The organism is Corallococcus sp. AB038B (genome assembly GCF_003668955.1).
GTDB classification, from domain to species: Bacteria; Myxococcota; Myxococcia; order Myxococcales; family Myxococcaceae; genus Corallococcus; species Corallococcus exiguus.
In genome coordinates, this window is sequence record NZ_RAWO01000011.1 from 75,264 (window position 1) to 95,253 (window position 19,990).

At 70.3% G+C, this 19,990-nt stretch carries 13 protein-coding genes; 9 read left to right on the forward strand and 4 right to left on the reverse strand.

The annotated features are described in order from the left end of the window. Positions 1-10: 10 nt before the first annotated feature. The 5 genes from D7Y04_RS32060 to D7Y04_RS32080 all read left to right on the forward strand — a co-directional run bounded on the left by D7Y04_RS32060 (position 11) and on the right by D7Y04_RS32080 (position 10,198). On the forward strand, positions 11-1,462 hold the full coding sequence (locus tag D7Y04_RS32060; protein WP_121761734.1) for an efflux transporter outer membrane subunit: 1,452 nt from the start codon (positions 11-13) through the stop codon (positions 1,460-1,462). A 143-nt stretch (positions 1,463-1,605) separates the two neighbouring features. Beyond that, complete coding sequence (locus D7Y04_RS32065; RefSeq protein WP_121761735.1) at positions 1,606-3,489, forward strand: methylmalonyl-CoA mutase family protein; 1,884 nt, start codon at positions 1,606-1,608, stop codon at positions 3,487-3,489. Next, on the forward strand, positions 3,489-5,675 hold the full coding sequence (scpA, locus tag D7Y04_RS32070; RefSeq protein WP_120595311.1) for a methylmalonyl-CoA mutase: 2,187 nt from the start codon (positions 3,489-3,491) through the stop codon (positions 5,673-5,675). Before D7Y04_RS32065 ends, scpA begins: the two co-directional genes overlap by 1 nt. Further along, positions 5,672-6,655, forward strand: coding sequence for a methylmalonyl Co-A mutase-associated GTPase MeaB (gene meaB, locus D7Y04_RS32075; RefSeq protein WP_121761736.1), 984 nt, complete (start codon positions 5,672-5,674; stop codon positions 6,653-6,655). Before scpA ends, meaB begins: the two co-directional genes overlap by 4 nt. A 75-nt stretch (positions 6,656-6,730) precedes the next feature. Beyond that, a complete protein-coding gene (locus D7Y04_RS32080) occupies positions 6,731-10,198 on the forward strand; it encodes a methylmalonyl-CoA mutase family protein (protein WP_121761737.1) in 3,468 nt (1,155 codons plus the stop codon). A 51-nt stretch (positions 10,199-10,249) separates the two neighbouring features. Here the strand turns inward: D7Y04_RS32080 and D7Y04_RS32085 are convergent, their stop codons facing one another. Then, positions 10,250-11,431: a hypothetical protein gene (locus tag D7Y04_RS32085; protein WP_147477230.1), complete on the reverse strand. Its 1,182-nt coding sequence runs from the start codon at positions 11,429-11,431 to the stop codon at positions 10,250-10,252. An 86-nt stretch (positions 11,432-11,517) separates the two neighbouring features. Beyond that, a complete protein-coding gene (locus D7Y04_RS32090; RefSeq protein WP_121761739.1) occupies positions 11,518-12,258 on the reverse strand; it encodes an SDR family oxidoreductase in 741 nt (246 codons plus the stop codon). A gap of 154 nt (positions 12,259-12,412) precedes the next feature. Here D7Y04_RS32090 and D7Y04_RS32095 point away from each other — a divergent pair, with 154 nt between their 5' ends. Both D7Y04_RS32095 and D7Y04_RS32100 read left to right on the forward strand, forming a co-directional pair. Then, positions 12,413-13,336 (forward strand): AraC family transcriptional regulator, encoded by a 924-nt coding sequence (locus D7Y04_RS32095; protein WP_121761740.1) that lies wholly within the window; start codon positions 12,413-12,415, stop codon positions 13,334-13,336. Between the two features lie 96 nt (positions 13,337-13,432). Continuing rightward, positions 13,433-14,185: a ferritin-like domain-containing protein gene (locus D7Y04_RS32100; protein WP_121761741.1), complete on the forward strand. Its 753-nt coding sequence runs from the start codon at positions 13,433-13,435 to the stop codon at positions 14,183-14,185. Between the two features lie 4 nt (positions 14,186-14,189). On the opposite strand, the gene D7Y04_RS32105 is transcribed toward D7Y04_RS32100, so the two are convergent. Both D7Y04_RS32105 and D7Y04_RS32110 read right to left on the reverse strand, forming a co-directional pair. After that, positions 14,190-14,768 (reverse strand): hypothetical protein, encoded by a 579-nt coding sequence (locus tag D7Y04_RS32105; RefSeq protein ID WP_121761742.1) that lies wholly within the window; start codon positions 14,766-14,768, stop codon positions 14,190-14,192. 26 nt (positions 14,769-14,794) lie between these two features. Next, a complete protein-coding gene (locus D7Y04_RS32110) occupies positions 14,795-15,334 on the reverse strand; it encodes a hypothetical protein (protein ID WP_120595319.1) in 540 nt (179 codons plus the stop codon). Between the two features lie 272 nt (positions 15,335-15,606). On the opposite strand from D7Y04_RS32110, the gene D7Y04_RS32115 reads away from it, so the two are divergent. Then, a complete protein-coding gene (locus tag D7Y04_RS32115) occupies positions 15,607-18,354 on the forward strand; it encodes a pitrilysin family protein (protein WP_121761743.1) in 2,748 nt (915 codons plus the stop codon). 72 nt (positions 18,355-18,426) lie between these two features. Beyond that, on the forward strand, positions 18,427-19,974 hold the full coding sequence (locus tag D7Y04_RS32120; protein ID WP_121761744.1) for a hypothetical protein: 1,548 nt from the start codon (positions 18,427-18,429) through the stop codon (positions 19,972-19,974). Positions 19,975-19,990: the final 16 nt, after the last annotated feature.

Genomic DNA, 19,990 nt, shown 5'->3' on the forward strand with positions numbered 1-19,990 from the left:
GGAGCCGCCGATGCGTCTTCGCCTCCACGCCGCTTCGTGGCTCGCATGCGGCCTGTTGACCGCATGCGCGGTGGGCCCGGACTACCACCGTCCTCGCGTCGCGGTGCCCTCGCACTTCAAGGAAGCCGCTGACGGATGGAAGCCCGCGGAGCCCAATGACAGACACGACCGGGGCGCGTGGTGGAAGCGCTTCAAGGACCCGGAGCTGGACGCGCTGGAGGAACGCGTCGCCCGCGCCAACCAGACAGTGGCGGGCTACGAGGCCGCGTACCGCCGCGCCCGCGCGCTGGTGGCCGAGGCCCGCGCGTCGCTCTTCCCCACCTTGGGAGTCTCCGGGTCGCTGACGCGGGCGCGCGGCGCGGGGCGGAGCGCCAACACCCCTACCGGCACCAACGCCGGCGTGCCCACCGTGGGCAACGTCCAGGACCTGTCCCTGGACGCCACGTGGGAGCCGGACCTCTGGGGCCGCGTGCGCCGGCAGGTCGCGGGCGCGAAGGCCAACGCCCAGGCCGCCGGCTCCGACCTGGACAACGCGAAGCTGTCCGCCCACGCCATGCTCGCGCAGAGCTACTTCCAGCTCCGCGCGCTGGACGCCACGCAGCGCCTGCTGGACGACGCCGTCGTGGGCTACCGCAAGTCCCTTCAGCTCACGCAGAACCGCTACGTGCAGGGCGTGGCGGCGCGGCCGGACGTGCTCCAGGCCCAGACGCAGCTCGCGCTGGCGCAGGCCGCCGCGACGGAGAACGAGATTGCCCGCGCGACCTACGAGCACGCCATCGCGGTCCTCGTGGGCGAGCCCGCGTCCAGCTTCGCCCTGCCCCGCGTGCCCCTGGCCGCCACTCCGCCGCCCCTGCCCTCGGAGCTCCCCTCCTCGCTCCTGGAGCGCCGGCCGGACATCGCCGCGGCCGAACGCCGGGCCGCCGCCGCCAACGAACAGATTGGCGTCGCCATCTCCGCGTGGTTCCCCTCCCTGAACCTGTCCGCGTCCGGAGGCTTCACCAGCGCCACCCTGGCCCAATGGTTCACGGCGCCCCACCTGGTGTGGGCCCTGGGACCGCAGCTGGTGGCGACCCTCTTCGACGGCGGCCTCCGCGAGGCGCAGACGGAGGAGGCGCGCGCCTTCTACGCCCAGGGCGTCGCGGACTACCGGCAGACGGTGCTCGCCGCGTTCCAGGACGTGGAGGACCAGCTCGTGGCGCTGCGGGTGCTGGAGCAGGAGGCAGGGATTCAACAGGAGGCGGTCGGCTACGCGCGGCAGTCACTGGAGGTGGTGATGAACCAGTACAAGGCCGGCACCGTGACGTACCTGGAGGTCGTCACCGCGCAGGCCACGCTCTACTCCGCCGAGCAGAAGCTGGCGAGCATCGCGGGGCAGCGGATGGTGTCCGCGGTGGGGCTCATCAAGGCCCTGGGCGGCGGCTGGGACCCGCCCCCTCCTCCGGCCGACGGCACCTCACGCTGATGAAGGGACGTGACCTGGCCAACCTGGTAGGCACACGTCGCATGACACGGCGCGTCCGTCAGGGGTCACGGGGCGGACGCCCGCACGCAGGCCCCGCCAGCCTTCCATTGCCCCGGGTAGGGCAATGCGCCTAAGGGAGGGGCATGGCTGACGTGCCTCTTACCGCAGCGGACTTCCCGCCCCCTTCCGTCGAGGAGTGGCGCCGGCTGGTGGACAAGGACCTCAAGGGCAAGCCCTTCACGGTGCTCCAGTCGCCCCTCGAAGGCGGCCTGTCCCTCCAGCCCCTCTACACGCCCCAGGACGCCCCGGCGCCCTCCGAACCGCCCGGCGTCGCACCCTACGTGCGAGGCACCCAACCCCTGGGCCACACCGAGGGCGGATGGCTCCTGTGCCAGGAGTACGCGGGCCCGGATGTGGCCGTGACGGCCGACGCGCTCCGCGATGACCTGGAGCGCGGCACGCAGGGTGTGTGGCTGCTGCTGGACGCGCCCCACGGCCTGGACGTGAAGGACGAGGCCACGCTGGCGCGGCTGCTCGCGCACGTGCCGCTGGACCGCACGCCGGTGCACCTGGAGCCGACCGCGGACGTGCTGCGGCCCGCGTCCCTGCTGCTGGAGGTGCTGGCGAAGAAGGCCGGCACCGCGAAGCAGACCCTGCGCGGCAGCCTCGGCATCGACCCCATCGCGGCGCTCGCGCGACACGGCTCCGCGAAGGTGGACGTGGCCCGCACGTTGAAGGAGGCCGCGCCCATCGTCACGTCGCTGCTCAAGGACGCGCCGGGCCTGCGCGCGCTGCTCGTGTCGTCGCGCCCCTGGGCGGACGCGGGCGCCACGTCCGTGCATGAATTGGCGTGGAGCATCGCCACCGGCGTGGAGTACCTGCGCGAGCTGGAGCGCGCGGGCGTGTCCCCGGGCGAGGCCGCGCGGTCCATGCAGTTCGCCCTGTCCGTGGGCGGCCAGTTCTTCCCTGAGATTGCAAAGCTGCGCGCGGCGCGGCTGCTCTGGTCCAAGGTCGTCGCCGCTTCGGGCGGAGCGCCGGAGTCGCAGGCCATGTCGCTGCACGCGCGCACGGCCAGCGCCACCAAGACGCGGCGCGACCCGTGGGTGAACATCCTGCGCGGCACCGCGGAGTCCTTCGCCGCCGTCGTGGCGGGCGCGGACAGCGTGAGCACCGCTCCCTTCGACGAGCCCCTGGGCACTCCCGACGAACAGGGCCGGCGCCTCGCGCGCAACACGCAGCTCATCCTGCGCGACGAGTCCAGCCTCAACCGCGTCGCGGACCCCGCTGGCGGCAGCTATTACCTGGAGCAGCTCACCGGGGAGCTGGCCCGCGCGGCCTGGACGGAGCTGCAACGCATTGAAGCGCTGGGCGGCATCTCCCGCGCCATCGCGCAGGGCGACGTGGCCCGCGTCCTCACGGAGACGCGCACCGCGCGCGACAAGGCCGTGCGCACGCGCAAGCTCCCCATCGTGGGCGTCACCGAGTTCCCCCACCTCCACGAGGCCCCCGTGCAGCGCGAGGCCCGCGCCGCCGTGCCCGCGCAGGGTGAAGGCATCATCGCGCCGCCGAGCCCGGTGCGCGTGTCGGAGGCCTTCGAGTCCCTGCGCGACGCGAGCGACCGCTACCACGCGGCGCACGGCGCCCGGCCTCGCGCCTTCATGGCGAACCTGGGCACCGTGGCGGAGCACACCGCGCGCTCCACGTGGATCGCCAACGTGCTCGCCGTGGGCGGCATCGAGCCCAACGAGCACCACGGCTTCGCGGACGCGAACGCCGCCGCGGAGCTGTTCGCCAAGGCGGGCACGACGCTCGCCGTCATCTCCGGTCCGGATGCCCTCTACCCAGAGGCCCTGCCCGCCTATGTCGCCGCCCTCAAGGCGAAGGGCGCCCGCACGGTCGCCGTCGCGGGCCGCCCCGGTGACCACGAGGCCGCCTTCCGCGCGGCCGGCGTGGACCTCTTCCTCTACGCGGGAGCGGACCTGTTCCAGCTCCTGAAGACGCTGCACACGCAACTGGGAGTGGCCTGATGCGCCCCACCGTTCCGGACTTCTCCCGCGTCGCCTTCGACGCCCCTGAAACCCAGACACCCGCGTCCGTGCTGGAGCAGCAGCGCGCGCAGGCGAGCCAGGCCACGGCCACCGCCGAACGCTGGGACACGCCCGAGGGCATCCCGGTGAAGCCGCTCTACACTCGCGAGGATTTGGAGGGCGTGGGGCACCTGGGCTCCCTGCCGGGCCTGCCTCCGTTCGTGCGCGGCCCGTACTCCACCATGTACGTGCAGCAGCCGTGGACGGTGCGCCAGTACGCGGGCTTCTCCACGGCGGAGGCGTCCAACGCCTTCTACCGCCGCAACCTCGCGGCCGGGCAGAAGGGCCTGTCCATCGCGTTCGACCTGGCCACGCACCGGGGTTACGACAGCGACCACCCGCGCGTCGCGGGTGACGTGGGCATGGCGGGCGTCGCCATCGACTCCATCAAGGACATGCGCATCCTGTTCGACCGCATCCCGCTCGACCAGATGAGCGTGTCGATGACGATGAACGGCGCCGTCCTCCCCGTGCTCGCGCTCTACGTGGTCGCGGCCGAGGAACAGGGCGTGAAGCCCGAGCAGCTCAGCGGGACCATCCAGAACGACATCCTCAAGGAGTTCATGGTCCGCAACACGTACATCTATCCGCCCGGTCCCTCGATGCGAATCATCGGGGACATCTTCAAGTTCACTGCGGAGCGGATGCCGCGCTTCAACAGCATCAGCATCAGCGGCTACCACATGCAGGAAGCCGGCGCGACGCAGGACCTGGAGCTGGGCTACACGCTCGCGGACGGAGTGGAGTACGTGCGCGCGGGCCTCGCCGCCGGCCTGGGCGTGGACGCGTTCGCCCCGCGCCTGTCGTTCTTCTGGGCCATCGGGATGAACTTCTTCATGGAGGTGGCCAAGATGCGCGCGGCCCGCCTCCTCTGGGCCCGCCTCATCAAGGGCTTCAACCCCAAGAGCGACAAGAGCCTGGCCCTGCGCACCCATTGCCAGACGTCCGGCTGGAGCCTCACCGCGCAGGACGTCTACAACAACGTCGTGCGCACCTGCGTGGAGGCCATGGCCGCGACGCAGGGCCACACCCAGAGCCTGCACACCAACTCGCTGGACGAAGCCATCGCGCTGCCCACGGACTTCAGCGCGCGCATCGCCCGCAACACCCAGCTCTATCTCCAGTTGGAGAGCGGCACCACGCGCGTCATCGACCCGTGGGGCGGCAGCTACTACGTGGAGCGCCTCACCCACGAGCTGGCCCAGAAGGCCTGGGCCCACATCCAGGAAGTGGAGGCGCTGGGTGGCATGACCAAGGCCATCGACGCGGGCCTGCCCAAGCTGCGCATCGAAGAGGCCGCCGCGCGCACGCAGGCGCGCATCGACTCCGGACGCCAGGCCATCATCGGCGTGAACAAGTACCCGCCGGAGCGCCCGGACAACATTGAAATCCTCAAGGTGGACAACTCCGCCGTGCGCGAGGCGCAGATTGCCCGCCTGCGCGAGCTGCGCGCGGAGCGCAACGCGGAAGACGTCCGCCGCCGCCTGGACGCGCTTACCGAAGCGGGCCGCCGCAACGAGGGCAACCTGCTGGCGCTGGCCATCGACGCGGCGCGGGCGAAGGCCACCGTGGGCGAAATCAGCGACGCCCTGGAGAAAGTTTTTGGGCGCTACGAGGCCACCGTGCGCGGGGTGACGGGCGTGTATTCAGCGGAAGCGGGACAGGCGCAGGGCATCGCGGAGGCGCGGGCAAAGGCGGATGATTTCCTGGCGCGCTTCGGCCGCCGGCCGCGCATCCTCATCGCGAAGATGGGCCAGGACGGCCACGACCGCGGACAGAAGGTCATCGCCACCGCGTTCGCGGACCTGGGCTTCGACGTGGACATCGGGCCGCTGTTCCAGACGCCGGAGGAATCCGCGCGCCAGGCCGTGGAGAACGACGTGCACGTGGTGGGCGCGTCGTCGCTCGCCGCGGGACACCTCACGCTGGTGCCCCAACTCAAGCACGCCCTCAAGGCCCTGGGCCGCGAGGACATCATGGTCGTGGTGGGCGGCGTCATCCCGCCCCAGGACTACGACGCGCTTCGCGCTGCGGGCGCCGCCGCCATCTTCGGCCCGGGCACCGTCATCTCGAAGGCCGCCATCGAGCTGCTCGACAAGCTGGCCGCCGAGCAGGAGGCGGCGTGAAGCTGCTGCCCGCGGACACCTACGTGGACGGCGTGCGCGCGGGCGACAGGGCGGTGCTCGCGCGCGCCATCACGCTGGTGGAGAGCGAGCACCCGAAGCACGCCTCGCTCGCGCAGGAGGTGCTGACGAAGCTGCTGCCCTACACCGGCAAGAGCCGCCGCGTGGGCATCAGCGGCGTGCCGGGCGTGGGCAAGAGCACCTTCATCGACGCGCTGGGCATGCACCTGGTGGGCAGCGGCCAGAAGGTGGCGGTGCTCGCCATCGACCCGTCCAGCAGCATCACCGGCGGCAGCATCCTGGGCGACAAGACGCGCATGTACCGGCTGGCGCGCGAAATGGCCGCGTACATCCGGCCCAGTCCCTCCAGCGGCACGCTGGGCGGCGTCGCGCGCAAGACGCGGGAGACGCTGCTGCTCTGCGAGGCCGCGGGCTTCGACGTGGTGCTGGTGGAGACGGTGGGCGTGGGCCAGTCCGAGACGGTGGTCGCGGACCTGGTGGACTTCTATCTGGTGCTGATGCTCGCGGGCGCCGGTGACGAACTGCAGGGCATCAAGCGCGGCATCCTTGAAGTCGCGGACATGGTGGCCATCAACAAGGCGGACGGCGACAACCTGCCGCGCGCCACGCGGGCCCGCGCGGAGTACCGCGCCGCCCTGCACCTGATGCGCCCCGGCGCGGAGCCGGTGGTCACCACGTGCAGCGCCATGGAGGGCACCGGCATCGACACGCTGTGGGCCTCCGTGGAGGACGTCGTCGCCAAGCGCGAGGCGTCCGGCGAACTGCTGCACCGGCGCACCCAGCAGCAGGTGGGCTGGATGTGGGCCATGGTGCACGACGGCCTGCGAGCAGCCCTGCGGGCGCACCCCGAGGTGGCCGCCCTGGTGCCGGTCCTGGAGCAGGCCGTACGCGAAGGCCGCGCGACGCCCACCTCCGCCGCACTGCGTGTGCTGGGGGCATTCCTGCCGCAATCGCAGGCCTGACAAGGCGCGTCGTCCAACGGCCAACGCCTGTCTCAATCGCTTGCCGGGCCTGCACTGCACTCCTAGTGTACGCCCGTGCGACACCCCCAACCGACCACCGCTCCCCAGCCGTACCGGCCCCAGCACCACGTCCGCATCGTCACGGCCGCCAGCCTCTTCGACGGACACGACGCGGCCATCAACGTGATGCGCCGCCTGATGCAGTCCTCCGGCGCGGAGATCATCCACCTGGGCCACAACCGGTCCGTGGCTGAAATCGTCGACTGCGCCATCCAGGAGGACGCCCAGGGCATCGCCCTCACGTCCTACCAGGGCGGCCACGTCGAGTACTTCAAGTACATGATCGACCTGCTGCGCGAGCGCGGCGCGAACATCAAGGTGTTCGGCGGCGGCGGCGGCACCATCCTCCCCACCGAAATCGACGAGCTGCACAAGTACGGCGTCGCGCGCATCTATTCCCCGGACGACGGCCGCGCCATGGGCCTGCAGGGGATGATCGACGACCTCATCTCCCAGTGTGACTTCGAGAAGCGCCCCTCGGACTTCAAGGGCCTGCTCAAGGACCCGCTGCCCCGCGAGCCGGAGCGCATCGCGTCGCTCATCACCATCGCGGAGAACTTCGCGGACGCGGGTGAAGCGCTGCGCACCGCCCTGAAGGACGCCGGCACGAACGCGCCCCGGGTGCCCGTGCTGGGCATCACCGGCACGGGCGGCGCCGGCAAGTCCAGCCTGGTGGACGAGTTGGTGCGCCGCTTCCTGGCGGACTTCCCGGACAAGACGCTCGCGGTGCTCTCCGTGGACCCGTCCAAGCGCAAGTCCGGCGGCGCGCTGCTGGGCGACCGCATCCGCATGAACGCCATCGACAACCCGCGCGTCTACATGCGCTCGATGGCCACCCGTCAGAGCAACCTGGCCCTGTCCCGGCACGTCGCCCATTCGATTGAAGTCTGCAAGGCGGCGGGCTTCGACCTCATCGTGGTGGAGACCTCCGGCATCGGTCAGTCGGACACCGAAATCACCGAGCACTCGGACGTGGCGCTCTACGTGATGACGGCCGAGTACGGCGCGGCGACGCAGCTCGAGAAGATCGACATGCTCGACTTCGCGGACGTCATCGCCATCAACAAGTTCGACAAGCGCGGGTCGCTGGACGCGCTGCGCGACGTGCGCAAGCAGTGGAAGCGCAACCACAACGCCTTCACCCTGGCCGAGGACGCGGTGCCCGTGTACGGCACCATCGCGTCGCAGTTCAACGACCCGGGCATGAACACGCTCTACCGGGCCCTCACCGACGCGCTGGTGAAGAAGACGGGCGCGACGCTGGACAGCCGCTTCCAGCTCTCGCCCGGCATGAGCGAGAAGAAGTGGATCATCCCCCCGGAGCGCACGCGCTACCTGGCCGAAATCGTCGACGCCTGCGAGGACTACGACGGCTTCGTGCGCGCCCAGGCCGCCATTGCCCGGCGCATGTACCAGCTGCACGGCACCATCCAGGCCCTGCGGCAGAACGTGGGGAAGAAGAAGCTCGAAATCGTCGAGCCGAAGAACGCGGACGACGTGGTGCAGGTGACGGAGCGCGTGGAGGGCGAGCCCGCGTACCTGGGTGACCTGGTGGCGCTGTACCAGGACCTGGAGAGCCGCCTGCACGCGGACTGCCGGCGCCTGCTGGCCGAGTGGCCCGCGACGAAGAAGCGCTACGCCGCGTCCAAGTACCAGTTCCAGGTGCGCGACAAGGTCATCGAGTTGGACCTCATCTCGGAGACGCTGTCGCACCTGCGCGTGCCCAAGATTGCGTTGCCCAAGTATGAGGACTGGGGCGACATCCTGACGTGGCTGCTGCGGGAGAACGCGCCGGGCGCCTTCCCGTTCACGGCCGGCGTATTCCCGCTCAAGCGCGAGGGCGAGGACCCCGCTCGCATGTTCGCGGGCGAGGGCGGCCCGGAGCGCACCAACAAGCGCTTCCACTACGTGTCGCGCGGCCTGCCGGCGAAGCGCCTGTCCACGGCGTTCGACTCGGTGACGCTGTACGGCGAGGACCCGGACCACCGGCCGGACATCTACGGCAAGGTGGGCAACTCGGGCGTGTCCATCGCGAACGTGGACGACGCGAAGAAGCTCTACTCCGGCTTCGACCTGGCGGACCCGTCCACGTCCGTGTCCATGACCATCAACGGCCCGGCGCCCATGCTGCTGGGCTTCTTCCTCAACGCCGCGGTGGATCAGCAGTGCGAGAAGTGGATCCGCGCCAACGGCAAGGTGGAGGAGGTCGAGAAGAAGATTGAAGCGCTCTACAAGGAGCGTGGCCTGCCGCGTCCGCGCTACCAGGGCGAACTGCCCCAGGGCAACGACGGCCTGGGCCTGCTGCTGCTGGGCGTGTCCGGTGACGAAGTGCTGCCGGCGGACGTCTACGCGAAGATCCGCGCGTCCACGCTCCAGGCGGTGCGCGGCACGGTGCAGGCGGACATCCTCAAGGAGGACCAGGCGCAGAACACCTGCATCTTCTCCACGGAGTTCGCCCTGCGCGTGATGGGCGACATCCAGCAGTACTTCATCGACCAGAAGGTGCGGAACTTCTACTCGGTGTCGATTTCCGGGTACCACATCGCGGAGGCAGGGGCGAACCCCATCTCCCAGCTGGCCTTCACGCTGGCCAACGGCTTCACCTTCGTCGAGTACTACCTGTCGCGCGGGATGAACATCGACGACTTCGCACCCAACCTGTCGTTCTTCTTCTCCAACGGCATGGACCCCGAATACGCGGTGCTGGGGCGCGTGGCCCGCCGCATCTGGGCCAAGGCCATCCGGGACAAGTACGGAGGCAACGACCGGTCGCAGAAGCTGAAGTATCACATCCAGACGTCCGGCCGTTCCCTGCACGCGCAGGAGATTGCCTTCAACGACATCCGCACCACGTTGCAGGCGTTGCTCGCGCTCAACGACAACTGCAATTCGTTGCACACGAACGCCTACGACGAGGCCATCACCACGCCCACGGAGGAGAGCGTGCGGCGCGCGCTGGCCATCCAGCTGGTCATCAACAAGGAGTTCGGCCTGTCGAAGAACGAGAACCCCAACCAGGGCTCGTTCATCATCGAGGAGCTGACGGACCTGGTGGAGGCGGCGGTGCTCAACGAGTTCCGCGCCATCTCCGAGCGCGGCGGCGTGCTGGGCGCGATGGAGCGCATGTACCAGCGCTCCAAGATTCAGGAGGAGTCGCTCTACTACGAGATGCAGAAGCACGACGGGACGCTGCCCATCATTGGCGTGAACACCTTCCTGGATCCGAAGGGTTCGCCCACGGTGACGCCGCCGGAGGTGATCCGCGCGACGAAGGAGGAGAAGGACTACGCCATCACCGCGCGTGACGCCTTCTGGAAGCGCAACGCGAAGACGGCGCCCGCCGCGCTGGAGGCGGTGCGCCGCGCGGCCCTGGACAACGGCAACGTGTTCGGCGCGCTGATGGACGCCTGCAAGGTCTGCACGCTGGGCCAGCTGTCCCGCGCGCTGTACGAAGTGGGCGGCCAGTACCGGCGCAACATGTGATTCAAACGCCGCGGTCCCGGGCAGGTGTCCCGGGACCGCGGCGTGGGTTCATCAGGGGGCGCTCGTGCCCAGGTCCTGGAACTGGAGGGTGTAGTGGCCCTCCACCCAACGCGCCGGGACGATGGGATTGGTTTGCACGAGCACGAAGTGCGTGGCCTGCGACGCCTTGAAGGTCGTCTTCGTGCGGTCACCTGGATCCTCGGTGAACTCGCCTCCCGGTACGGCATGGCGCACCTCACAGCCCTTGCCCCCGTCGATGGTGCACGACACCCGGTAGGAGTGACCGGCCACGACGCCCAGGGAGAAGATGTCCTTGTCCCCGAGCATTTCGATCTTCGCCTGGACGGACGCAGTGCCGGCCGGGAGCACCGTCGCGGTCTCCACGGTGTCCCCGTGGTCCTCCGCGCCCTTGTCCTTCAAGACGCAGGTGTACGGCTGGGGGGTGGGGCTGTCCTGCTGGTCCTTGATGGATGCGTAGAACATGCCGCCCGGAGACCGGAAGGCCGTGGCGGCCTGGGTCTCCGTGAAGTTGCTGTTGTCGGTGATGCCGAAGCGCTGCTCGCGCGAGTTGATGATGGAGAGGTCCCAGTACGGAGTGGGGAAGGTGCAGTCGAGCGCGTAGACGTTGCCCGCCACGGACTGGAAGGAGAGCAGATCCCGTTCTCCCCAGTGCTCACCGCGCCCCACCAGGACCTGCTCCGAGGGCGTCCAGGGCGTCGCCGTGGCGAGCAGGTCGCCGTGGTCGTCCGGGCCCATGTCCACGAAGCGGAAGGAGAAGGGCGCCACGGGGGCCTCGGAGTACGCGGAGAACCACGTGACCTCCACCGTTTGGACGGAGCCCTCCGCGAACCTGGACCAATGCCACGCATGGGGGGTTTCGCTGACGCGCTGGTTCGGGATGCCGTAGTCGAGCGACGTTCCTGCTCCGTCCCGCAGCTCCAGGATGTAGCCATCGGAACCGGCCTCGACGATGAGGTCGTAGTGGTGCCCGGCCTGGGCCACGAAGGCGAACCGGAGCGGCGTCTCCACGCCTTCCCAGGCAAGGGAGTGGACCTCCGTCGCGGACGGCGTCAGCAGCGTATGTCCCTCTGGAATGACGACCGTCGAGCCGGCATCGGTTCCGGCGTCGACGGTGGCGCCCGCGTCAGGGGCGGGGTCGTCCTTGGAATCACAGGCGCCCAGCGCGAACAGACAGGCACCGATCATGAAGGCAGACAGTGGGCGTTTCAGCATTGGCATTGGATGGGCCTCCCCCTCTGGAGGACGCCCACCCTACGTGACGGCTGACGCTCCACCAAACATCACTTGCCAATCCACGCTCAGTACGGACTCGACGTGGGGCGGATGATGATTTCGCTCACGTCCACGTCCGCGGGCTGGCTGATGGCGTAGCTGATGGCGCGGGCGATGGCGTCCGCCGGAATGGCGTCCTTGCGGAACTCGCGCATGTACTCGCGCGACGCCGGGTCGCTGATGCTGTCCGCCAGCTCCGACGCGGTGACTCCGGGCGAAATCACCGTCACCCGGATGTCCGCGCCCACCTCCTGGCGCAGGCCTTCGGAGATGGCCATCACCGCGAACTTCGTGGCGCAGTACACCGCTGCCGTCGGGCTCACCGCGTGCCCGCCAATGGACGACAGGTTGATGAACTGCCCCGCCTTCTGACGCTTCATCACCGGCAACCCCGCGGCGATGCCGTGCAGCACGCCTCGGATGTTCACGTCGATCATCCGGTTCCACTCGTCCAGCTTCAGCTCCTCCAGCCTGGACAGCGGCATCACCCCCGCGTTGTTGATGAGCACGTCCAGCCGCCCGAACTCCTTCAGCGTGAAGGCCACGAAGCCCTCCACGTCCTCGCGCTTCGTCACGTCCAACGCCTTGTAACGAGCCTCGCCGCCCTTCGACCTCAGCTCGCCCGTCAGCGCCTCCAGCCGGTCGGTCCGGCGCGCGCCCAGCACCACCTTCGCCCCCTGACTGGCGAGCAGGCGGGCCGTCGCCTCGCCAATGCCGCTGCTCGCTCCGGTGATGGCCACCACCTTGCCCTTCATGTCCGTCGTCATCGCTTCCGTCCTCGCTCCTGGGCCCGGCACGAAGGGCGCCGGGGATGGATGCACCCTCTCAAGGAGTGTGGGGACGGCGGTATCCGGATGCTCGCGGACTCTTGCCCATTCCTGCACGGGCACCTCGGCGCCACAGGAGTTATGACTGACGCGCATGCCGACCGACCTGAGCCCGCACCTGTCCGAGCTGGCGACGCTGCTGGAGCGCCACACGCCCACGGACGGCATCCACGCCACCGCCATCCCCCGCATGGTGCTCATCCGCGCATCCCACCCCTCCACGCCCCTGCACGCGCTGCAAGAGCCGGCGCTGTGCATCGTGGCGCGGGGCCGCAAGCAGGTGCTCCTGGGCGACGAGCTGTATGTCTATGGCCCGGACCAGTGCCTCGTCGCGTCCGTGGACCTGCCCGTCACGGGACAGGTGGTGGAGGCTTCTCCCGCCGCGCCCTACCTCTGCTTCCGGTTGGACCTGGAGCCCGGGCAGTTGGGCGGCCTGAGGATGGAGGCGGCGCTGGAGGCGCCCGGCCCCACGGACATGGTCCGCGGCCTTGCCCTGGGTCCAGTGGGCGCGCCGCTGCTGGACGCGACGGCGCGGCTGGTGAAGCTGTTGGACACGCCGCGCGACATCCCCGTGCTCGCGCCGCTCGTCATCCGCGAAATCCTCTACCGCCTGCTGTCCGGTGAGAACTCCGAACGGCTGCGGCGCATCGCCATGGCGGACAGCCGCCGCGAGTCCGTCACCCGCGCCATCCACTGGCTCAAGGAACACTATGCCGCGCCGCTGCGCATCGAACGGCTGGCGCGCACCGTCCACATGAGCCCGTCCGCGCTCCACCACCACTTCAAGTCCGTCACCGCGATGAGTCCGCTGCAGTACCAGAAGCAGCTGCGGCTCCAGGAGGCCCGCCGCCTGATGCTGGCCCAGGCCATGGACGCGGCCATGGCCGGACACTCCGTGGGCTACGAGAGCCCGTCCCAGTTCAGTCGCGAGTACAGCAGGATGTTCGGTGCACCACCTTCGCGTGACATCGCGAGGCTGCGGGAGTCCCTCGCTTCCGCCCCAACGGCAGTGCGCTAGCCCCCGGGGCCGATGGCGGACCCGGCGCATCGTTTCCACGTTGAGCCCCCCTTCCGTGGCCATCGCACCGGAAGGTATCCCTGGCGGGAGGGCGCGATGTCATCTGGCGAAGGCGGAGACTGGGGACTGAAGCACACAGCGGAACAGCTCACCGCCGAGGAGTTGGAGCAGGTGGCCCGTGAGGAGCCGCCTCGGGATTCGGCGCTGCCCCCTTCGGGCAGCGCCGTGCGGTTCCTGCGGGTGCACCTCATGCGCATCGCGGGCCACCTGGGCGAGCTGCAGCCGCCGGACTTCCAGGAGCTGGTGGGCCAGGCACTCCAGACCTTGGAGGGGCCCACGCCCCTGCTCTTCGCCGCCCAGCTTCGGGAGCGGCTCGCCTTCGAGCGGACCAGCTCACGGCTCTACGCGGGCCTGCTGGTGAAGACCCATGCCCTGGGCAGCTACCCGGGAGGCCCCACGCCGGAGCGGCTGGTGGAGCTGCACAACCAGGAGTTGGACCACCTGAACCTCATCCGCGAGTGCATCTACCGGCTCGGCGTGGACGCGCCCCAGCTGACGGCGCAAGGGGACGGCGCGGATCCGCGTCCCCATGGGCTGCTGAGGGCCGTGGACGACCCGTGCGCCACGCTCCCGGACGCACTGCGCGCGGTCCTCATCGCCGAAATCCTCAACAACGCTGGCTGGGCGATGCTCGTGGACCTGGCCCAGGAGCTGGGACCTCCCGACCTGGTGGACGCCTTCCGCGAAGTCCTTCGCGAGGAGACGCTCCACCTGGAAGAGGTCACCACCTGGGTCGCCAACCTGCCGGACGACGTCCGCGTCACCGACACGCGGGTCTCCGCCAGCTGAGGCGTCAGCGGGCCACGGGCCGCCTGCGGGCGACGCGCTCCCGCACGGTGGCGATGAAGGCCGGCTTGTCCGCGCTGCCCTTCACGCCGTCGAAGTCCAGGTCCAGGTTCTCGGCGACGGCCCGGAGGTATTCCAGACAGGGCTCGTCCTCGGGCGTCTTGCCTTCCGCGAACAGCGGATGGCAGACAGGGCAGTAATTGACCACCCAGACGCGCTCGCCGTCAGGAATCTCCAGCGAGACGGGGCTGCCGTCGCTCCTGTCTTCTTCGTACGGCTCGATGCTCCAGACGCCCGTGGAGTCATCGTCGTCCATGAGCAGCTCGCGGTAGTTGAGGCTGGGGACGAACTCCCACTCGCCCCAGTCGTAGCCGTAGGGCTTCGTTTGCGTGCGACGGGCGCGGCCCCGGGCCTCCTCGAAGGCGTCCGCGTCCTCCGGTGCCTCGGCAGCGGCGAAGAAGAACAGGTCCAGGATGGCCTCGTCGTTGCCGATGCCCTCCTCCTCGCACTCCTTGCCGGTCTTCTCACCGCACTCGAACGACGAGGGAGGACCGCAGACACTGCATCGGTAGTCGTGGACGCCCATGGTGGGAGCCTACCAGCCCCACCGCGTCATTCCTCGGGGGCCTCCAAGACGTCGAAGGTGCAGGTCAGCTCGCTGCCATCCGAGTACCGGTAGACGAAGCGCCCTTGCGCGGCCCACGGCGACAGCTCGTCCAGCGTCACCGAGCCCTCCACCGGAACGCCGGGCACGGAGAGGTAGCCGGTATCCCCGCCGATGTTGCCCACCCACGCCGTCACAAGCGACCGCTCCGAGGGCACCAGCTGGCCCTGCCGGGAGAGGAGGTTCACGGTGCGGTCCTGCTCCACCCGGGCCTCTTCCACCAGGTGGATGTCCACGCCGAAGCCCTCCAGGACCGGCTCATCCTCCGGGATGTAGTCCAGGTCGATGAAGGTGGCCGGCAACTCGCCCTGAACGGAGCGGTGCACCAGCGCGGAGTACTCATCGAGGGGCCAACGCACGCGCCGTCCCTGATGCGTCCCCCGGCATTCCCCCGTGGCCCTGGGGAAGTCGTCGTCCAGCCAGAAGCAGGAGGAGACGCAGAGGGCGCAGGCGAGGAGCGGCAGCACGACGCGCGGCGGAAGGGACATGGCCTTCATCCTAGCCGGAGGACCGTGGACACGGCGGAGCCCGTGCTCCCTGCAATTCCTGTCATCCCCTTCCCACACGGACGGTGTGATGACGGGCCATGGGTGAGCATGCTATGAGCACGCCATCGTCTGGCTTTGCCCTTGCGGTCCGCTTCCGTCAGACGTTGTCTCCCCGGTCGTTCCATCATCCACATTCTTCATTTTCCGCCCGGGGGGAGGCGTGGGGCCGTGGGCCCTTCGTGGGCTGCCTCCGGGTTCGTGCCTGGAGTCGTATGTCTTTCCTGTCGGGTTCCGTCCGCGCCTCGCGCCTGGCCATGGCCGCGCTGGTCTCGCTGTCCCTGGGAGGTTGCGCCACGCTTCCTCAGCGCGGACAGGTCGTCATGCGCGACGTGTCCTTCCCCCTGCGTGACTTCCGCATGCCGTCCGGCCTGCGCGTGGTGGTGGAGCGCGACGCGCGCGCACCCGTGGTGGCGGTGGTCGCGGTGGTGGGCGCGGGTGGCTCCAGCGACCCGGGCGGCAAGGAGGGACTGGCGCACCTGGTGGAGCACCTGGCCTTCCGCGCGCGTCCCGCCAACGGCCCCTCCGTGCAGGCGCGGCTCAATGCCTCCGGCGCGGGGCATTCCAATGCCTCCACCAGCCTGGACTACACCGCGTATGAAGAGCTCGCGCCCAAGGAGTCGCTGGGAGCGCTGGTGAAGCTGGAGGGGGAGCGGCTGTCGTCGCCGCTCTCCAACGTCAGCCCGGAGGTCTTCGCGGTGGAGCGCGAGGTGGTGCGCAACGAGCTGCGCCAGCGCAACGAGACGGGCTACGTGGGCCAGGTGTTCAGCTGGGTGCACGCGGCGTCCTTCCCGGCGGGGGACCCGTACGCGCGGCCCGTGGTGGGTTCGCACGAGTCGCTGTCCGCCCTCACCCTGACGGACGCGCACCGCTTCGCGCGCGCCCACTATCGCCCGGACAACGTCACCCTGGTCATCTCCGGGGACGTGGACCTGGCGGAGGTGGAGTCCACGCTCCTGCAGAACCTGCCGCCCGCGTGGGTGGGCACCGGCGCCCCGCTGGCCCTGGACACGCGCATGCCCGCGAAGCGCCCGGAGCCCGCGGCCGCGCCGGTCAGCAAGACGATGCCGGTGTACGCGGCGGCGGTGCCGTCACCGGAGCTGTACCTGTCCTGGGTGCTGCCGCGCTCCTTCGACGAGGCCAGCGCCCTGCATGATTTCGTGGGCGTCAGCCTGGACAACAACCTCTGGGAGGCGGTGCGCAGCGATGGCGACATCGCGGGCATCTCCACGGGGCTGGTGCCCGGCACCCGCGCGTCGCTGCTCATCGTGCGCGTGCACCTGTCTCGCGGGGACCACCCGGAGCGCAGCGCGGAGAAGGTGCTGGACCAGGTGCACAAGACCTGGAGCGGGGAGATTGAAGCCAGCGGCGTGCTGGGCCAGGAGTTCAACTTCCAGTCCCTGCGCCGCCAGGTGGTGACGAACATGGTGCTGGAGTCGGAGCGGCTGCTGGCGCGGACCCGGAGCCGCGCGCTGCTCACCCACTTCACCACGGACGTGCGCTCGTACACGCGCTCGCAGATGGCGCTGATGGGGCTGGGCGGCAGCAAGGTGACGGACTTCGCGTACCAGTGGCTCCAGCGCGACCGGGCGCACGTCATCCTCGTGCGGCCGGGAGAGAGCGGCACGCCGACGGCGCTCCCCACGCTGGCGAAGCTGCCCGGGGGCGAGCCCGCGGTGGAGGGCGGCGAGCGCGTCACGCCGTCCATGCTGGCGGCCACCACGGCGCCCGTGCAGGTGCTGAAGCTGGAGAACGGCATGGAGGTGCTGCTGGTGCCCCGGCCGGGCCTGCCGGTGGTGCGCGTGGGCGCGGTGATGGGCGGCGGGACGGCGCACGGGGTGAAGCCGGGCGTGGCGGACCTGGCGAAGTGGGGCTCCTTCCGCGAGTCGCACTTCGAGGGTCGCCCGAGCGACTGGGGCCTCCACGAGTCCACCAGCACGGCGCTGGACCACGTGCGCGTGGACATGGCCGGCACGGCGGGCAACGTGGGCAACATGCTGGCGATGCTCGCGGAGGATCTGTCCACCACCCGCACGTCGGAGTCCGTGGTGCGCTACTGGCGCGAGCAGGTGCAGCCCTGGCGCGAAGCGGTGGACACGCGGCCGGAGGTGCTGGCGCACCGCAACCTGATGCAGGCGCTCTACGGAACGCACCCCTACGCCACCGAGGCCACGGGCGCGCAGATGGCGAAGGTGTCCTGGTCGGAGGCGCAGGAGTGGCTGGAGGACGTCTACCGCCCGGGCAACACGACGGTGGTGGTGGCGGGGGAGTTCGAGGTGAAGGACGTCGAGCCGATGGTGCGCAAGTACCTGGGCGACTGGAGCCGGGGCAAGCCGCAGCCAGTGGCCGTGCCGCCCGCGCCGGCGCTGCCCGCCGCGTCCGCGAAGGTGAACACGCTCTTCACCGCGCGTCCCGGGGCCACGCAGGGTCAGGTGCAGCTGGCCTGCCGGCTGCCCACGGCCACGCCGGAGCTGGAGGCGCGCTACGCGCTGATGGCGGAGCTGCTGGAGGTGGAGGCCTACGATCGGACGCGCTCCGGAACAGGAGCGTCCTACGGCTTCGGCGCCGAGCCCTGGATTGGCCGGGGCGGCGCGGCGCACCTCCTGCTGGGCGGCAGCCTGGATGCGCAGCGGATGAGCGAAGGCGTGGCGTCGCTGCGTGAGACGCTGGCGGCGTTCGCGAAGGAGGTGTCCGAAAAGGACCTGGCGCATGCCCGCGCGCGGTTGCTGGCGCGGCAGGGGGTGTCGTTCATCTCCACGGATGCGTGGGTGGGGGCGCTGCTCAAGGCGCGCGTGCGGGGCTTCCCGGTGGAGTCGGTGGCGCAGCGCCCCGCGCACCTCCAGGCGGTGACGACGGACGCGCTGAAGCAGGAGTTCGCGGGCTGCCTCCAGCGCCTCGTGGTGAGCGTCACCGGGGATGAGCAGCCCAGCCGCGCCGCGCTCCAGGCGGTGTCGGTGCCGTAGCGGGAAGGGCCCCCGTCCGGCGGGGCACGACCCGCCGGGCCGCGTGCCTCCGTATGAGGAGGCATGCGAGTCATGGACCTCCGCCGGACGCGGTATCTGCTGGGCGCCCTGCTGTCATGGGGCGCCTCCGCCTGTCATGGGACGGACGGGCCGGGATCCCCGTGCGAGGGCACCGACTGCGCCGCGCCCGGGCTCATCCGGGCGTTCGAGAAGGGCACCCCGTCCTCCCAGGTGCGGCCGCGCGAGGGCTTCGGCGGGCTCAAGGTGCGACGGGCCGCCGGACGCACCTTCGTGCTGGAGACGACGCAGGACGCGGAAGGACGGCACACCCGCCGGCTCACCGTGTCCGCGAAGGACGGCACGCCACTGTGGCGGTTCGACGCGGTGGCCCGTGACCACTTGAGTGACTTCACGGTGCACCCGTCCGGGGAGGTCACCGTGGGCCTCGAGCGCACCATCGCGGCGGCGGACACGTACGACCTGGTGCGCCTGTCCTCCGAGGGGAAGGTGCTGTCCTGGGAGCGGCTGCCCACCCCCAAGACGGTGCCCGAAGCCGACCTGGGAGGCACCCTGCCCTCCCCTCCGTTCCACATGAAGTCCCTCGGGGTCCACACCCTCACCGACGGCTGGCTGCGCACGGAGGCACGCGGCGAGGACCTGGCCGTGGCCTTCCTGTCGCTCGTGGCCGTCCCGCTTGGAGGGGGCTCCAGCTTTGAGCAGGTGTCGGGCGTGATGACGCTCCGGTGGATGGACGGGCGCTACACCGAGCAATGGACCCGCGTCGTGGACGGGCGCCACTCCACCCAGCCGGCCGCCTGGGCCCATGACGAATTCCGCTGGCGCGAGGCCGCGCTCCGGCCGCTGCTCGCGGTGGACTCGGACGGGCGGCTGGTGGTGGGCCGCACCTGGAACAGCTCCCGCTGCCTGGCCTCCAGCCGCACGTTCAATGACTTCACCTCCGTGCACTGCCGCTCCGGTGATGACGTCACCACGCCCGCGGACACCGAACGGCAGCCCTTCGCCATGACGGCCTTCACGCCGGTGGGGACGCGCATCGGGACGCACGTCTTCGTCCCCGCCCGGGCGGCGGAGTTCGTCGTCTTCGACATGGCGTTGCGCGACGGAGAGGTGGCGCTCGCGGGCACCGTGGTGACGGAGGGCGCGGATGGCACCATCGACTGGTACCCGTCCGCGCCGGGCGTGGAGGACCGGATGACGCCCTATGACGGCTACCTGGGCGTGCTGTCGCTCGACTCGGGCGCGCTGCGCTTCGAGCACCGCGTGGACACGGGCCGCGCGGACCACTTCTCCGCGCTGCGCTGGACGAACGCGGGGCTCGTCGCCGTGGGCGCCTCCGGATGGGACCGGTGGGACGGCGGGATGAGCATCTCGCGCGGCGCGAGCCCGCTGCTCGCGCTCGCGTACACCGACGGCCAGACGGTGCGCACGCGGCGGCCCGGCCCCGAGGGACAGGGCCGCCATTTCCACCTGCTGGGCGTGGACGCGGACGGGGACTCGCTGGTGGCGGTGGGGCTCGCGGAGGCGCCGCTGACGCACTCCGGAGACAACGGTCACGTGGAGGCCATGACCTTCGGCGGGCTCACGGTGGAGCTGCGCTGAAGCCACCCGCGCGCGC

Bases quoted from the DNA above. Each gene is read 5' to 3' on its own strand.
- D7Y04_RS32060 (WP_121761734.1), top strand. From the start codon at position 11: ATGCGTCTTCGCCTCCACGCCGCTTCGTGGCTCGCATGCGGCCTGTTG.
- D7Y04_RS32065 (WP_121761735.1), top strand. From the start codon at position 1,606: ATGGCTGACGTGCCTCTTACCGCAGCGGACTTCCCGCCCCCTTCCGTC.
- scpA (WP_120595311.1), top strand. From the start codon at position 3,489: ATGCGCCCCACCGTTCCGGACTTCTCCCGCGTCGCCTTCGACGCCCCT.
- D7Y04_RS32085 (WP_147477230.1), bottom strand. From the start codon at position 11,431: ATGCTGAAACGCCCACTGTCTGCCTTCATGATCGGTGCCTGTCTGTTC.
- D7Y04_RS32090 (WP_121761739.1), bottom strand. From the start codon at position 12,258: ATGACGACGGACATGAAGGGCAAGGTGGTGGCCATCACCGGAGCGAGC.
- D7Y04_RS32095 (WP_121761740.1), top strand. From the start codon at position 12,413: ATGCCGACCGACCTGAGCCCGCACCTGTCCGAGCTGGCGACGCTGCTG.
- D7Y04_RS32100 (WP_121761741.1), top strand. From the start codon at position 13,433: ATGTCATCTGGCGAAGGCGGAGACTGGGGACTGAAGCACACAGCGGAA.
- D7Y04_RS32105 (WP_121761742.1), bottom strand. From the start codon at position 14,768: ATGGGCGTCCACGACTACCGATGCAGTGTCTGCGGTCCTCCCTCGTCG.
- D7Y04_RS32110 (WP_120595319.1), bottom strand. From the start codon at position 15,334: ATGTCCCTTCCGCCGCGCGTCGTGCTGCCGCTCCTCGCCTGCGCCCTC.
- D7Y04_RS32115 (WP_121761743.1), top strand. From the start codon at position 15,607: ATGTCTTTCCTGTCGGGTTCCGTCCGCGCCTCGCGCCTGGCCATGGCC.
- D7Y04_RS32120 (WP_121761744.1), top strand. From the start codon at position 18,427: ATGGACCTCCGCCGGACGCGGTATCTGCTGGGCGCCCTGCTGTCATGG.